Below are 17,785 nucleotides of genomic sequence, written 5' to 3'. Positions count from 1 at the left end.
TGTCCAGACGCCGGCCGTCAATAGTGAGTGAATGTGTACAGTGGAAGTTTCGACTTAATTCCAGACGGAAATCCGCTTCACGAGTTCCCCCGAAATTCGCCCTTGTGCGCGGGGCTGCTCAGCCGCCGCCTTGCGATGGCGGAAAGCATGCTTTGAAGGCGTTGTCGACGACGGCCAGCTTGGCGGCCTGGACGGTCATGTATTCCTCATAGAAGCCGTGCGACACCCACATCACCGAATGGCCACGCTGGCCAAGCCAGCCGATGCTGCCGAGTTCCTCGGCGGTGCGCAGTTTGCGGCCGAGATGGGTCCGCGACAGCTTGAGCCATTTGGCGAAGTCGCCGATCGACACCACGCTGGTTGGAATCTGTTCCAGGCCGGCATGGTCGGGATCGATGCCGGACATCAGCCAATCCATGACGATGCCGCCATTGTTGAGCCAGATGAACAGGGAAAAGGTCTGGTTGGGTTCGCGCACCGGCTTTGACGCAAGCAGGCCGTCGGCCACTAGGGGCTGCAGCGTGGCAAGCATGTCGGGCCGGTCCAGGTATCTGGTCAGCCGGTCGCCGCCATCGATATGGTCAAGCGTGCGCAGATGGGCCATCACCCAGCCGGTGAATCTCTCAATGGTGGCCGCTGTCGGCTGCAAGGGATGGGTGCGGCCGTCCCCGCCCGCGACATACTCGGCGATGTTGTAGTGCAACATCTCCTTGATGAATGCGTCCGCCGTGTTGCGGCTGGCCACGGCGTTCTTGTGCACGACCTCGATGAAACGCGAGACTGTCAGTTCCTTGCGGCGGTCGTTCGGATCGCGCCTGAAATGCATGGCCAGGCCGACATGGGCCATCAGCCAGCGCTGCTGCGTGGCAAAGATGGAAGCCAGTCGCGGGGTTTCCTCATAAATTCGGATCAGGGACTGCGACTGTTCCTGAACGTAGCGGTGCAAGGCCGGATGGGCCGCTATGTCTTCCAGTTTCAGCGCGGATCTCCTGATCACTTGAATCAACTCGGACAGCGGAGTTTCGTTGCCCATTTTCCAGCCTTCAACACTTGTGTCCAGAGGTACCAAATGCCGAGAACTGGACCGGTCAAAGTGCGACAGGTTGGCGGCGCAACTTGCTAACTAATTGCTATAGCTTCGAAAACCCCTCCCAATAATAGTCAGCCGAACAGCCGCAGGTTGAATTGACCTTCATCAGGGCCAGGCATAGTTTCCGCGTCATCCGAGGGGCGGGGGCATGCCTTTCGGACATGAATTCGAGAAACGGCGGCAAAGACGAGCGATCAGAGATCGCCCGGCGGCGAAGCCTTGCCCGCATGTACCTCGAATTACGAGTGGCCGGGTGAAGTATAGAAGCAAGATCGCGATTGGCAAACAAGCCGAAGGCCTGCCTGTTTCCTGCAGGCCCGGGGCGCGTGGTGGGTGGTCCGCCATGCTCGCCGCTTCGATATGTCTATGGCTCCCCACCGGTGCATTCGCTGAGACGGCCAGCCAGATCACGCCGCCAACCTTCCGCCCACCGCCGCAGGCCAACATGGCTGGCGTTACGATCCCGGAAGGATCGGGTCTCGAGGCGCCGGCGGGCGCTGAGAAGCTGCAGGTCAAGCTCAGGGATGTCAGCGTCGAGGGCGGCCTGCCCGACATGGCCGAGGCAACGCGCAAGATCGTCGCGGGCCTCGCCCATCGCACGGTGACGGCGGCGGAAATCTTTGCGGCGGCGCGCGCGCTGGAGACTGAATATGGCCGCGCCGGCTATGCGCTGGTTCGGGTCGTGCTGCCGGCGCAGAAGCTCAATGACGGCGCCAGGCTCAGGCTCGTCGTTATCGACGGCTACCTCGAACGGATCGACACCAGCAACCTGCCCGAGCGCATACGCGGACGGGTCGAGGCAACGCTGGCGCCGCTGGTCGGGCAAAAAAGCATCAAGCTGTCAGCGATCGAGCGCAAACTGCTTCTGGCCGGCGACACGCCGGGCGCCAGGCTGCGCTCGACCTTGCAGGCCGGCACCGCCAAGGGCGCCAGCGTGCTGGTCATCGACGGCAAGTACCGTCCGCTTGGCGGCCAGGTCACCGTGGACAACTCGCTGTCGCCATCGCTGCAGCGCTGGTCGACCGGCGTCGGCGTCGATTTCAACTCGCTGCTCGGCCTCGGCGAGCTCGTCTATGTGCGCATCGGCGGCTATCCCGATGGCGGCGAGAGCGGCCTGTTCACCGATGCTCCGCGCAACCGCAACTATGCCGCCGGCATCGTTGTGCCGATCGGCTATGACGGGCTGACGCTCAACCTGGAAGCCACCCGCACACGCGCCGATCCGACCGCCGAGCCTGGCACGCTCGGCTTCGGCAGTGAATTCGAGCGTTATTCGGCCAGGCTTCGCTATTCCTGGATCCGCAGCCGCGAACTGACCGTCAGCAGCGAACTCTCCTTCGACGCGCAGAACGATTTTCTCAATGCGGTGACGCCTATCTCGCTGCCGATCGCCGAGGATCGGCTGCGCATCATCAGATTCGGCACGGACGCGACCTGGTTCACGCCGCTCGGCGGGGTCTTTACCGGCAATGTCGTGGCTTCGTTCGGCATTGACGGGCTCGGCGCGCGTTCCGCAGCCGACGCCACGCCACTGCTGCCGCTGTCGCGCCAGGGCGCCGACGCCGCGTTCCAGAAACTGGAGGTCTCGGCCAGCTACAGCCAGCCACTGGCCACCCATCTCGGCCTTGACCTCTATGCCCGCGCGCAGACCTCGTTCGGCAAGCCGCTGTTGCAGTCGGAGCAGATCGGGCTCACCGGCGCCAACGGCCTGTCGAGTTTCGACGCCGGCGCCCTGCAGGGCGATTCCGGCTATGTGCTGCGCGGTGAGGTATCCTCGCCCTGGTACGTGCCATTCACCGGCGGCATTGTTTCGCTGTCGCCCTATGTCTTCGGCGCTGTCGGCCAGGTCCATCTCGAAATGCCGACCGTGCTCGAGACGGCCGACATCGTCGGTGCGTCATACGGGCTTGGGCTGAAGGTCGGCACGGCACTTGCGGGCGATCCGACCAATGCCAGCCTGACCCTTGAATGGGGCCGCCAGCATCGCGACGACCATGTGCCGACCAGCGATCGCTTTTCGCTCGCCGGCGCGATCCAGTTCTGAGGCGTGAGCATGCGAAGCCACCCACCATACCGCCGCAACCGCACCAGCGCGCCGCTGATGGCGCTGTTGCTGGCCTCGACCGCGCTTGTCGGTTTCACCTCGGCGCGGGCGCAGCAACTGCCGACCGGCGGCAGCGTCGCCTCCGGCGGCGTCACCATCTCGAACCCGTCGTCCTCGCAGTTGGACATCAAGCAGTCGACAAACTCGGCCATCGTCAACTGGCAGAGTTTTTCGATCGGTGCTGGGGCGACCGTCAACATCGACCAGCCGACATCAACCTCGACGATGCTCAACCGCGTCACTGGCGGCACCAAATCGACAATTGCCGGCCAGCTCAACGCAAATGGCCAGGTCTTCCTCGTCAACCCCAATGGCATCGCCATCTCCAAGACCGGCAAGGTCAGTGCCGCCGGTTTCGTCGGCTCCTCGCTCGATATCAGCGATGACGACTTCAAGGCAGGGAAGCTCACGTTCCAGGGCAAAGGCGCCTCGGCGGCTGTTTCAAACGAAGGCTCCGTCTCGATCGGCCGTGGCGGTTATGCGGCTCTGATCGGCGGCAGCGTCGACAATGCCGGCTCGATCAGCGTGCCCTTGGGCAAGGTCGGGCTGGGGTCGGGCGAGAAGGCGACGCTCGACCTTTCCGGCGACGGCTTTTTGCAGGTTTCGGTGCCGACCAAGGCGGATGGGAGCAACGCGCTGGTCAGCAATTCCGGCTTGATCAGCGCTGATGGCGGGACAGTCGAGCTCAAGGTGGCTGCGGTGCGCGATGCCGCACGCCAGGCCGTCAACATGTCCGGTGTCATCGAGGCCCGCACCGTGTCCGGCCAATCCGGCGCCATCGTGCTCGGCGGCGATGAGGGGTCCGTCGAAATCACCGGCACGCTCGATGCCTCGGCCAAAGCCGGCGGCAAGGGCGGCAAGGTCACGGTCACCGGCCGCAAACTGAAGCTCAAGGCAGCCAAGGTCGATGCCTCGGGCAAGGATGGCGGCGGCACGGTGAAGATCGGCGGCGACTATCGGGGCTCAGGCACGCTCCAGCACGCCGACACCACCGAGATCGACGCGGCGACCACGATCAAGGCCGATGCGACGGGTAACGGCGATGGCGGCACCGTCATTGTCTGGTCCGATGCGGTGACGGGCTTCGAGGGCATGATCTCGGCGCGCGGCGGCGAGCAGGGCGGCAATGGCGGGTCCACCGAGGTGTCGAGCCATGGCGTCCTCGATTTCGACGGCAATGTCGATCTGAGCGCCCGGTTCGGCGATACGGGGTACCTGCTGCTTGATCCCTACAATCTGACGATCCAGACAACGACAGGATCCCCTGCTGCTTCCGGATCAGGGGGGACCTACACCGCCAGCGGCAACAACTCGATCCTGCGCGTTTCGACGCTGCAAAGCGCGCTCGCCAATGCCAATGTCACGCTCACGACCGGCACCGCCGGCAGCCAGACCGGCGACATCACGGTCGCCAATGCCGTGACATGGGCGAGCGGCAATTCGCTTACGCTCAACGCCAATCGAAATATTGTGGTCAATGCGAGCCTGACGAGCTCCGGAGGCGGTGCGATCAATCTCCGCGCCGACAGCTCGGGCACCGGGACTGGCACGGTGAGCTTTGCCAGCAGCGCGATCAAGGCGAGCACATCTGGGACCGTCTCGATTTACTACAACCCGACCGTCAATCCGGCCGGAAGCGGCGTCAATGCGACGAGTTACGCCAATCCGACCGAGAATTATTCCGGCAACATCGCCGGCGGCGGCACGCTCAACGCGGCGATGCTGGTCAACACGCTCAACGATTTGCGCAACATCAAGAACAACAGCGGCGCCAACTACGCGCTCGGCCGCGGCATCGATGCGACCGGAACGACCCTCACCTCGGCTGCCGTCGATACGCTGAATGGTACTTTCGACGGCCTCGGCAACACCATCTCCAACCTGACCATAACATCGCCCGACGCCAACGTCGGTCTGTTCGGTGACATCGCTTCCGGCGCCACCGTGCGCAACCTCAACCTGGCCAATGTCGCCATCACGGGAACGACCGGCTCCGCCAGCAGTGCTGCCATCGGCGGACTCGCCGGAACGAACGAGGGAACGGTCAGCGCCGTTACCGTCTCCGGCACAGTTAAGACGACTGCCGACTATTACCGCTCCGTCGGCGGCCTCGTCGGCTTCAGCAGCGGCGCGATCAGCAACGCCATTTCCACGGCTTCGGTGCAGGCGACGAATTTCGACATTGCTGGAGGGCTTGTCGGTAATCTTTTCGCGGGCACCATCACCGGATCTTCAGCCAGCGGCGCGGTGATCGTTGGCGGGCAGAGCAGCGGCGGCGGCCTGGTCGGCGACGCCGGTGGTGGCGGGTCGATCACCCGATCTTTCGCCACCGGAACGGTGACGGCGGGCAGCCCGTCCAAGGCGGGTGGCCTGGTCGGCAATCTCGACAGCGCCGCCATCACGGCCTCCTATGCCTCGGGCATTGTGACCGCCAGTGGCCCCAGCCAGGCCGGCGGCCTCGTCGGCTCCACCAAAGGCACGGCCAGCATCGGCACCTCCTACGCAACCGGCGCGGTCAACGCGAGCCAGGGTTATGTCGGCGGTCTCGTTGGTGCCTCCCTGGACGCGACGACCACGGTCACCAACTCCTATGCCACCGGTGCGTTGACCGGCGGCAACCCCGGCGGCATCGTCGGCTACAACAGCGGCAGCATTGCCTCCTCCTATTTCGACCTCGACACCACCGGTGCCACTGCCGCCGCCGGCTGGGGCCCCAACACCGCCACCGGCGGAACGGGGCTGCACACCAGCGACTTCCTGACAGCGTCGAGCTTCACCGGCTGGACCTTCGGCACCACGGGCGGTGGCGCCGGCTGGGTGATCGTCGATGCCGACTCGACGCTCAACAATGCCGGAGGTGCTGCCGGCGGCACGCGGCCGATGCTGTTGTCGGAATATTCGACCACCATCACCAATGCACACCAGCTGCAATTGATGGCGCTCAATCTCAACGGCAAATACACGCTCGGCAACGATATCGATGCCAGCACGACGGCAGGCGGTCAGGGCGTATGGGGCGCCGCCGGCTTCGTGCCGATCGGCAGCGCGCTGGATGCCGGCACCGGGTTTCCGGCCAATTCCAATCTGCCGTTCGGCACCACCAATGAGCATGCCTTCACCGGTACGTTCGACGGCAAGGGCCTCACCATCTCCAACCTGTTCATCAACCGGCCGACGACCGACTATGTCGGCCTTTTCGGCTATGCCAACGCCGCGACCATCCAGAACGTCAAACTGGCTGGCGGCTCGATCACCGGGCGCGACCATGTCGGCGCGCTTCTCGGCGGCAATCACGGCTATGCCAGCGACGGAAGCACCTACTATCCGTTCTATCTCATGAACGCCTCCGCTTCGACGACAGTCAACGGACGCGACTATGTCGGCGGGCTCGCCGGCTCGATCGAAGCCGGTTACGTCAACGACATCTCGGCAAGCGGCGCGGTCAGTGGCCGTGATTATGTCGGCGGGCTCGCCGGCTATAACAATTCCAGCAGCGGCTGGGTGGAGGCTGTCAGCACCAATGTTGCCGCTTCGGCAACAGGGGCGGTCAGCGGCCGCAACAATGTCGGCGGCCTGTTCGGCTATGTCCTGGCCGGCTTCTACAATACCTCCTATGCGACCGGGACCGTTACGGCGACCGGCGACAATGTCGGCGGCCTGTTCGGGCAGGCCTCCGGCCAGGTCGGCAGCGGTCCGACCGACACTGTCTATGCAACCGGTGCCGTCACCGGACGCAACAATGTCGGCGGGCTGATCGGCCTCTCCACCTTCAGCGCCACGCAAGCCTATGCGACCGGGGCGGTGACCGGAGTCACCGCTGTCGGCGGTCTGGTTGGCAACAACGATGCCGGCGGCTACATCGATACCTCTTTCGCCACTGGCGTGGTGCGCGGTACGGACCAGGTCGGCGGCCTTGTCGGACGCAATCTCAGCATCGTCGGCGCGATCGCCGGCACGAACGGTACCTACGCGACCGGCGCCGTCTATGGCACCAGCAATGTCGGCGGCCTCGTCGGTCTCAACGGCTCGGTCTATTCCGGCGGTGTCTCCCTTTTTGGCCGCATACAGAGCTCCTATTCGATCGGCTTTGTCAGCGGCACGACCAATGTCGGCGGACTGGTCGGCAACAACATGGCCGACACGTCGGGCAACAACAAACCGGCGACGGTCAAGGCATCCTACTGGGACACCGATACAGCGGGATCGGGCCTGTCCGGCATCGGTGCAGGCATCACCACAGGCGCAAGCGCGAGCGCCACCGGCAAGACGACGGCGCAATTGATGGCGGCGCTGCAGACCGGCTTCTCGTCGTCGACCTGGGGGCTCGTTGCCAACACCAGCCTGCCTTACTTCAAATGGCTTTATCCGACGACACCGCAGGTGGCGACCGGGACGGCCTACAGCGATCGTGGCACGACACCGCTTGCCGGCGTCGCTACCAACATTCTGGTCAACGGCTCGATGATGCCGGCCTCGGCGGTCGGCTCGACCGGCGCCAACGGCTATTATTATTTCCTGCTGCCCAACGGCACGATCGCCGCGGGCGGCAGCCAGGTGCTGGTGACGTCGAGCGGACCCTCGGCCGGCGCCACCTTCCAGCAGAACGCCACCGGAAACATAAGCGGCCTGTCGATCTACGGCGCCTATCTCAAGCAGCAAGGGTCCGCGGCGACATTGTCGGCGCTCAACGGCGCGCGCGCGACGGCGGTCGGCAGCAATGCCACGGCCTTCAGCCTGATCGGCGGGCTGGCCAATATGGAGCTCGACCCGTCGGGAGCGACTTTCGCCATCGACCAGGCCGCCTATGTGTCGGGCACGCTCGTGCTGTCCTCGACGGGAGCGGTGACCCAGACGGCCTCGATAGGAGCGGGCAGCCTTCTCCTGCTGGGCAGCGGCGGCAACTATGCGCTCAACAATGCCGGCAATGCGATCGGCACTCTGGCGGCCTCGACCGGAACAGTCAGCGTCACCGACAACAGCGACCTGACGGTTGGAACCGTCGCAGGTGTCAACGGCGTGACCGCGAGTGGCGCGGTCACGGTCAAGACCCCAGGCAAGCTGACGGTCGCATCCACGGCCAAAGTCACCGCGGGCAGCAACGCCAATGTCGTGCTCTCGGCTGGCGGCGCCTTCGTCAACAACCGTGGCAGCGACGCGGTTTCGGTCTCCGGAACCGGCCGCTGGCTTGTCTATGCCGCAGGTCCGACCGGCAACACATTCGGCAACCTCGACAGCGGTAACACGGCGATCTGGAATACGGCTGCCGGCGGCGCCGTAAGTGCGACGGGCAATCGCTATGTCTTCGCCTACCAGCCGACGCTGACCTTCACTTCCGACAATGCGTCGAAGGTTTACGGCGACGCCATGCCGACGCTGACCTATTCGGTCTCGGGCTATCAGGCAGGGGTGGCCAACGCCTATCTCGGCGACAGTGCCTCCACCGCCTTCACCGGCGCGCCGACGCTCTATGCCCCCGCTACGCTTGCCACCCAGCCGCTCGGAGCCGGGACCTATACGATCACTATCGATGCCGCCAACGTCGCTGGGCTGAACGGCTACGCCGTTGCCTTCGGCAGCAGTGGTCTGCTTTCCGTTGCCAAGCGGATGGTCACCGTCACTGCGAATTCCGGGCAGGGCAAGACCTACGGCAATGCCGATCCATCGTCCTATGGCTACGCCTACTCCGATCTCGGCAGCGGTACGGCACTTGTCGGCTCGCTCGACCGCGACGCCGGCGAGGACGTCGGCACCTATTCGATCGGCCAGGGCACGCTGACCAACGCCGCCAATGCGAATTACGACATCAGTTTCGTCAGCAACGATTTCACCATTGGCAAGCGGGCTGTCACGGTCACGGCGACCGCCGGCCAAGGCAAGACGTACGGCGATGCCGATCCGTCATCCTACGGCTACACCTATTCGGATCTCGGCACAGGCGCGGCCCTGGTTGGCTCCCTCGACCGCGCTTCGGGCGAGGATGTCGGCAGCTACGCCATCGGCCAGGGTTCGCTGACCAATGCCGCCAATTCGAACTACGACATCAGCTTTGCCAGTAACGACTTCAGCATCGGCAAGCGGGCTATCACGGTCACTGTGACCGCTGGCCAAGGGAAAACCTACGGCGATGCCGACCCGTCATCCTACCTCTATACCTATTCAGACCTCGGCACGGGTGTCGCACTGGTCGGTTCTCTCGACCGCGCTTCGGGCGAGGATGTCGGCAGCTACGCCATCGGCCAGGGTTCGCTGACCAGTGCCGCCAATTCGAACTACGACATCACCTATGTCGGCGACAGCTTCAGCATCGGCAAGCGGGCCGTCACTGTCACGGCGACCGCTGGCCAGGGCAAGACCTACGGCAATGCCGATCCGTCATCGTACGACTATGCCTATTCGGACCTTGGCACTGGTGTGGCGCTGGTCGGCGCGCTCGACCGCGCTTCGGGCGAGGCTGTCGGCACCTATGCGATCGGGCAAGGCACACTGACCGCTGCCAACAACTCCAACTACGACATCAGCTATGTCGGCTCGGATTTCAGCATCGGCAAACGCGCCATCACGGTCACGGCCGATGCCGGCCAGGGCAAGACTTACGGCGACAGCGATCCCCTGTCCTACGGCTACACCGTCTCCGATCTCGGCAACGGTGTAGGCCTGGTGGGCTCTCTTGACCGCGAGGCGGGCGAGGGCGCTGGAACCTATTCCATCGTTCAGGGCAGTCTCGCGACCGCGAATGCCAACTACGACATCACCTATGTCGGCGCCGACTTCACCATTGCCAAGCGCGCCGTCACGGTGACGGCGAGCGCCGGCCAGGGCAAAACCTATGGCGACGCCGATCCGCAGTCCTATGGCTACACCCATTCGGATCTCGGCAGCGGCATCGATCTGGTTGGTGCGCTCGACCGCGCCTCCGGCGAGAATGTCGGCAACTATGCGATCGGACGCGGCACGCTTACCGATGCCGCCAATTCGAACTACGACATCAGCTATGTCGATGCCGACTTCAGCATCGCCAAGCGGTCGGTGACGGTCACGGCGAATGCCAGCCAGGGCAAGACCTATGGCGATATCGATCCGTCCTCGTACAGCTATACGTTCACCAGCCTCGGCACCGGCGTGGCGCTGGTTGGCGCTCTCGACCGCGCTGCCGGGGAGACGGTCGGCAACTATGCCATTGGGCAGGGCGGTATCACCAACGAGGCCAATTCAAATTACGACATCAGCTATGCCGGGGCCGACTTTGCCATCGCCAAGCGAGCGGTGACGGTCACGGCGAATGCCGGCCAGGGCAAGACCTACGGCGACGCCGATCCGTCGTCCTATGGCTACAGCTATTCCTATCTTGGCAATGGCGTCGCCCTGGTCGGCGCGCTGGACAGGGCCGCCGGTGAGAATGCAGGCAGCTATGAAATCGGCCAGGGCACGCTGACCAATGCGGCAAACTCGAACTACGACATCACCTATGTCAGCGCGGATTTCACCATCGGCAAACGCGCCATCACGGTCGTGGCCGATGCGCAAAGCCGGCCGCAAGGCATGCCCAACCCGCCGCTCACCTACACGATCGGTGGCCTGGGATTGGTCGGCAGCGACACGCTCATCGGCGCGCTCTCAACCGCTGCGACGTCGGCCAGCGCACCGGGCAGCTACGCGATCGAACAGGGAAGCCTCGGCGCCTCTGTCAATTACGAGCTGACCTATGTCGGCGTCGATCTGGTTGTCTCGCCGCCCAACACAGTCCCGGCACCGGACGCGGCCAGCACGGTGGCTTACAACGCCTATGCATATGGCGCCGGCGCTCCGGCTCCGGTTTTTTTCACCGGCCAGCCGGTGGATGGCGATGCGCAGACGCTGGTCGAGGATCCCCGGCTTGGCGGCTTCGCCTTCTGCCAGGGCATGGCTGAGACCGCTTCCGTCTGTTCGGTCGCAGCGGTCCAATAGCGATACGGGGCGGAACCATGCAGCGCCAGATTCTTTTTCCGTACCGCCTCAACCGCACCAGCGCGCCGTTGATGGCGCTGCTGCTGGCGTCGACGGCGCTGGTCGGTTTCACATCGGCGCGGGCACAGGAGTTGCCGACCGGCGGCAGTGTTGCCTCCGGCGGCGTCACCATCTCCAACCCGTCGTCCTCGCAACTGAACATCAAGCAGTCGACAAACTCGGCCATCGTCAACTGGCACAGCTTTTCGATCGGCGCGGGGGCGACCGTCAACATCGACCAGCCGACCTCGACCTCGACGATGCTCAACCGCGTCACCGGCGGCACCAAATCGACCATATCAGGTCAGCTCAACGCCAATGGCCAGGTCTTTCTAGTCAACCCCAACGGCATCGCCATCTCCAAAACCGGCAAGGTCAGCGCCGCCGGTTTTGTCGCGTCTTCGCTCGACATCAGCGACGAGGATTTCAAGGCCGGCAAGCTGGAGTTCGAGGGCAAGGGTGCTTCGTCAGCCGTCTCCAACCAGGGCTCGATCAGCATCGGCCGTGGCGGCTATGCCGCTCTGATCGGCGGCAGTGTCGACAATGCCGGTTCGATCAGCGTGCCGCTCGGCAAGGTTGGGCTGGGCTCGGGCAAGAAGGCAACGCTCGATCTCTCCGGCGACGGCTTTTTGCAGGTTTCGGTGCCGACCAAGGCGGATGGCAGCAACGCGCTGGTCAGCAATTCCGGTCTGATCAGCGCCGATGGTGGGACGATCGAACTCAAGGCAGCGGCGGTGCGCGATGCCGCACGCCAGGCCGTCAACATGTCAGGCGTTGTCGAGGCGCACACTGTCTCCGGCAAGTCCGGCGCCATTGTGCTGGGCGGCGACGACGGCTCGGTCGAGATCTCCGGCAGGCTCGACGCTTCGGCCAAGGCAGGCGGCAAGGGCGGCAAGGTCACGGTCACCGGCAGGAAGCTGAAGCTTAGACATGCCGTCGTCGACGCCTCGGGCAAGGACGGCGGCGGTACGGTCAAGATCGGCGGTGACAAGCAGGGCTCCGGCACGCTGCAACGCGCGGCGACGACCGAGATCGATGCGGCCACCACAATCAATGCCGATGCGACCGGCAGCGGCAATGGCGGCACGGTCATCGTCTGGTCCGATGAGCAGACCAAGTTCGCCGGCAAGATCTCGGCACAAGGTGGGGCCGATGGCGGTAATGGCGGCTTCACCGAAGTCTCCGGCAAGCAGCGCCTCGATTACACTGGTGAGGTCGACTTGCGCGCCCGCTTCGGCGATACCGGCGATCTTCTGCTTGACCCCTACAACGTCACCATCTCGAATGGTGCCGATACCGGCGGTTTCACTGCCAGTTCCAATGACAGCGTCATCAACGTCACCACGCTGCAGAACCAGCTGGCGCTGGCCAATGTCACCATTTCGACCGGCAGCGGTGGCGCGCAGGCCGGCGACATCACCATCGCCGCGCCGATCAGCTGGAGCGCCAACACGCTGACGCTCAGCGCTTATCATTCGATCATCTTCAACGCCGGGGCCACGATCGGCGGCGTCGGCGGCATTTCGTTGGTCACCAACAATGGCGGCAGCGGCGGTGCGATCTCCTATGCGCTCGGCGCGGAGATCACTTTCACGGGCACGCAAGGGGCGCAGGCGCTGTCGATCAACGGGCAGGGCTATACGCTGATCTACGACGTCAACCAGTTGCAACAGATCAACAGCGGCCTGAACGGCCGCTATGCGCTCGCCAACGACATCGAGGCCAGCTCCACCTATTCCTGGAACAACCTGCTCGGTTTCACGGCGCTCGGCACGGATGGCAACACCAACATCCAGAACAGCGGCAACGGTTTCAACGGCACCTTCGACGGTCTCGGCCACATCATCAACCAGATCTGGGTCAGGCAAATCCCGGCCAATTATGTCGGCCTGTTCGGCTATGTCGGCACCGCCGGCGTGGTGCGCAACGTTGGCCTGGTCGACAGCTACACCAGCGGTTCCTATGAAACGGGGGCGATCGCCGGTTGGAACAAGGGCACGATCTCCGGCGTCTGGGCCAGCGGCTATCTCCAAGGCGTCAGCAATTCGGGCGGCCTGGTCGGCCAGAATGACGGCACCATCACCCGGTCGTTCTCGACGGTGGCGGTGCAATCGCGCGATGCCAACGCCGTCGGCGGCATCGCCGGCTACAACTCTCCCACCGGCACGATCAGCCAGGTCTATGCCTTGGGGAGCGTCCTCGGTGGCGACAGCGTGGGTGGCCTGGTAGGGTTCAACAATGGTGCCATCAGCGACGGCTATTCCACTGGCGCCGTGAATGGAACATCAGGCGCCACCGGCATTGGCGGCAGCGTCGGCTTTTCCTGGGGCACGGTGACGAACGTCTATTTCGACACCACCACGTCCGGAACGACCACGGGTGTGGCTGGCAACGGCACCGCCGGCGTCACCAGCACCGGCCTGACCACGGCGCAGTTGCAGAGCGGCGCCGCCACCAGCCTGAGCGCGGCCTTCGGTGGCGGAACCGGGGGGCTCTATCCCTATCTGAAGAGTTTTTATCCGAACGGGGTCCAGGCGATTTCCGGCATTGCCTACAAGGACAGTGGCGTCACCCCGCTCTCCTCCGGCACGAAGCAGCCCTATTATGTGAAGAACCCGGGTTTCGTCACCGGTGTCTCGAACGGTGTCGATATCGGCACGGTCACCACTGGCGTCAACGGCTATTACTACATCGCCGTACCGACGGGCTGGATCAACGACAGCGTGCTGGCTTACACCGTCCGCGATGCGGATCCGAATGACAGCTCGGGTGCTCAAAACGGCGTGACGTTCCGGACTGGCCTGTCGGGCGGCAATGTCTCCAACCTCAACGTCTACGGCAATTGGCGTCTCGATGAAGCGGACAGCTCGATCACGTCTCTTTCCGCGCTGCAAGACGCCGCTGTGGCAACGGTCGGCTCGACCTATGTAGGCAGCCTGTCCTTCGCCAACTGGCAGATCGAGACGGCGGCGACCACCTTCGCGATCGACCAGGTGGTGTCGATCGGCGCCGGCACGCTGGCGCTGTCGTCGAATGGCACGGTCACGCAGACGAACGGGCTGGCGGCGGCATCGCTTGTACTCGGCGGCTCTGGCGACTTCGCCCTGGGCAATGGCGGCAACCAGATCGGCACGATCGCCGGCAATGCGGGGTCGATCAGTCTGTACGACCAAGGCGGCCTTGCCGTTGGTACCGTCTCCAGCGCGCGCGGCGTGGCCACGGCGGGCGCTGCCACGACGGGACAGGTCAAGCTTCAAACAACGGGCAACCTGACGATCGCGGCCGGCGCCAAGGTCAGCGGCACCGATCCGGTGCTGTCGGCCATGGGCAGTTTTGTCAACAACCGCGGCAGCGACGCCGTCACCGCCACAAGCGGGCGCTGGCTGGTCTATGCGGCAAACCCGGCCGGCAACACATTCGGCAATCTCAACAGCGGCAACATGGCGGTGTGGAATACAGCGGCCGGCGGCGCGGTGAGCGCGAGCGGCAACCGCTATGTCTTCGCCTACCAGCCGACGTTGACCTTCACCTCGACCAACACCACCAAGACCTATGGCGATACCACGGTGCCGGCGCTGGCCTACTCTGTGTCTGGCTACCAGGCGGGCGTCGCCAATGTCTATCTCGGCGACAGCGCCGCCAACACATTCACCGGCGCGCCGTCGCTGTCGTCCGCCACGCTGCCCGCCGACGAGCAGGTCGGTGGCGGGCCTTATGCGATCACCATCGGCGCCGGCACTCTCACCGCGCTCAACGGCTACGGCTTCGCCTTCAGCAGCGCAGGACAGCTCAGCGTCTCCAAGCGGGCGATCACCGTCACGGCCGATCCTGATCAGCACAAGACCTATGGCGACGATGATCCCACCTCCTACACCTATACGGTTTCGGACTTCGGCAATGGCGTCGCTCTGGCGGGCTCGCTCGACCGTGTCGCCGGCGAAAATGCCGGCGCCTATGCGATTGGCCAGGGCTCACTGACCAACGCCAACAATTCGAACTACGACATCACCTATGTCGGCGCCAATTTCACCATCGACAAGCGAGCGATCACCGTCACCGTCGATCAGGGGCAGGGCAAGGTCTACGGCGATGCCGATCCGGCTGCCTATACCTATTCCGTTTCCAATCTCGGCGGCTTGTCGCTGACGGGCATCCTCGACCGCGTCGCGGGCGAGGATGCCGGCACCTACGCCATTGAGCAAGGCACGCTCGATGTTGCGAATTCCAATTACGACATAACGTTCGTCGGTGCCGATTTCAGCATCGGCAAGCGGGCGGTCACCGTCACGGCCAATTCGGGCCTGGGCAAGATTTACGGCGATGCCGATCCGTCGTCTTATGGCTACACCTACTCGGATCTCGGCACGGGTGTCGCTCTCGTCGGGGCGCTCGACCGCGATTCTGGTGAGACTGTCGGCAGCTACGCCATCGGCCAGGGCACGCTGACGAATGCCGACAATTCGAACTACGACATCACCTTCGTCAGCAAGGATTTCAGCATCGGCAAGCGCGCCGTCACCGTCACGGTCGATTCCGGCCTGGGCAAGACCTACGGCGATGCCGATCCATCGTCCTATGGCTACAGCTATTCAGACCTCGGCACGGGTGTTGCTCTTGTCGGTGCGCTCGACCGCGCTTTAGGGGAGAATGTCGGAACCTACGCGATCGGACAGGGCTCGCTGACGAATGCCGACAATGCGAACTACGACATCAGCTTCGTCAGCAAGGATTTCAGCGTCGGCAAGCGTGCCGTCACCGTCACGGCCAATTCCGGCCAGGGCAAGACCTATGGCAACGCCGATCCGACCCTTGGCTACAGCTATAGCGACCTCGGCAGTGGCGCGGCGCTGGTCGGCGCCCTCGATCGCGCTTCGGGCGAGGATGTCGGCACCTACGCCATCGGCCAGGGTTCGCTGAAGAATGCCGACAATTCGAACTACGACATCACCTTTGCCGGGTCGGACTTCAGCATCGGCAAGCGCGCTGTCACCGTCACAGCGATCTCCGGGCAAGGCAAGACCTACGGCAACGCCGACCCGTCAGCCTATGTCTACAGCTACACCGACCTCGGCAGCGGTGCGGCCCTGGTCGGTGCGCTCGATCGCGCCTCGGGTGAGGATGTCGGCGCCTATGTCCTTGGCCAGGGTTCGCTGACCAACGCCAACAACTCGAATTACGACATCGCCTATGTCGATTCGACCTTCAGCATCGGCAAGCGCGCGGTCACCGTCACCGCGACCTCCGGGCAAGGCAAGACCTATGGCAATGCCGATCCATCGTCTTATGGCTATAGCTATTCGGATCTTGGCACGGGCACCGCTCTCGTCGGTGCATTGGATCGCGCCGGTGGCGAGAACGCCGGCACCTATGCGATCGGTCAGGGCACGCTGACCGATACAGATAACTCGAACTACGACATCACCTATGTCGGTTCGAACTTCACCATTGCCAGGCGGGCGGTCACGGTCACGGCCAATTCCGGCCAAGGCAAGACCTACGGCAATGGCGACCCGTCATCCTATGGCTACACCTACTCGGATCTCGGCACGGGTGTGGCGTTGGTCGGAAGCCTCGACCGTGCCGCCGGCGAGAATGTCGGGACTTACGCTATTGGCCTGGGCTCACTGACCAACGCCGCTAACGCGAACTATGACATCACCTTCGCCAGCGCGGATTTCGCGATCGGCAAACGGGCGGTCACCGTCACGGCCAATGCCGGCCAAGGCAAGACCTATGGCGATGCCGATCCATCGCTCGGCTATACCTTCTCCGACCTTGGCAGCGGCACGGCCCTTGTCGGCGCGCTCGACCGTGGCGCGGGCGAGACTGTCGGCGCCTATACGATCGGGCAAGGCACGATCACCAATGCCGTCAACGCGAACTACGACATCACCTATGTCGGCGCCAATTTCGCCATCGGCAAGCGGGCGGTCACGGTGACCGCCAATGCTGGTCAGGGCAAAATTTACGGCAATACCGATCCGACGCTTGGCTACACGACATCGGGGCTTGGCACTGGTGCCGCCCTTGTCGGCGCGCTCGATCGCGCTTCGGGTGAGAATTTCGGGATCTACGCGATCGGCCAGGGCTCCATCACCAACGCCGCCAACGCGAACTACGACATCACCTATGCCGGCGCCGACTTCAGCATCGGCAAGCGGGCGATCACAGTCGTCGCCGATGCGCAAAGCCGGCTGCAGGGCTCAACCAATCCGCCGCTCACTTACACGGTCGGCGGGCTCGGGCTGGTTGGCAGCGACACGCTCGCCGGCTCGCTCTCGACCGATGCCACCACGGCAAGTGCGCCGGGCAGCTACGCCATCGAGCAGGGCAGCCTTGCCGCATCGACCAATTACGACCTGACCTATATCGGCGCCGATCTGGTGGTGCAGCCAAGCGGTGTTGCGCCATCGGCCGACACCGCCAGCGTCGTCGCCTACAGTGCGGCCAGCCATGGCGGCGGGCAGCCTGTCCAGGTGTTCTTCACCGGCCAGCCAACCGGTGGCGACACGCAGACGCTGGTCGAGGACCCGCGCCTCGACAGCCCTGCCTTCTGCCAGAATATCGGCGAGATCGCGGCTGTCTGTAGCGCTGGGTCGGTGCAATAG

4 protein-coding genes are annotated in these 17,785 nt (G+C 64.1%); 3 read left to right on the top strand and 1 reads right to left on the bottom strand.

Annotated elements, in window-relative coordinates; genetic code table 11:
• Positions 1–118 precede the first annotated feature (118 nt).
• Positions 119–1,033 carry a hypothetical protein gene (locus AC1DX4_RS08515; RefSeq protein ID WP_477219899.1) on the bottom strand — a complete coding sequence of 305 codons (915 nt, stop codon included), beginning with the start codon at positions 1,031–1,033 and terminating at the stop codon, positions 119–121.
• A gap of 502 nt (positions 1,034–1,535) precedes the next feature.
• Between AC1DX4_RS08515 and AC1DX4_RS08510 the strand changes: the two genes are divergently transcribed.
• Genes AC1DX4_RS08510 through AC1DX4_RS08500 form a run of 3 tightly spaced genes read left to right on the top strand, consistent with a single transcriptional unit; the run spans position 1,536 to position 17,785 of the window.
• A complete protein-coding gene (locus tag AC1DX4_RS08510) occupies positions 1,536–3,134 on the top strand; it encodes a ShlB/FhaC/HecB family hemolysin secretion/activation protein (protein ID WP_477219898.1) in 1,599 nt (532 codons plus the stop codon).
• A 9-nt stretch (positions 3,135–3,143) separates the two neighbouring features.
• Positions 3,144–11,138, top strand: a complete 7,995-nt coding sequence (locus AC1DX4_RS08505; RefSeq protein ID WP_477219897.1) for an MBG domain-containing protein — start codon at positions 3,144–3,146, stop codon at positions 11,136–11,138.
• 17 nt (positions 11,139–11,155) lie between these two features.
• Positions 11,156–17,785, top strand: coding sequence for an MBG domain-containing protein (locus AC1DX4_RS08500; RefSeq protein ID WP_477219896.1), 6,630 nt, complete (start codon positions 11,156–11,158; stop codon positions 17,783–17,785).

The sequence above is a fragment of the Mesorhizobium sp. P3_A8 genome (genome assembly GCF_056402995.1).
The sequence above is the reverse complement of the archived record's forward strand: the minus strand, read 5'-3'. Positions and strand labels throughout refer to the sequence as shown.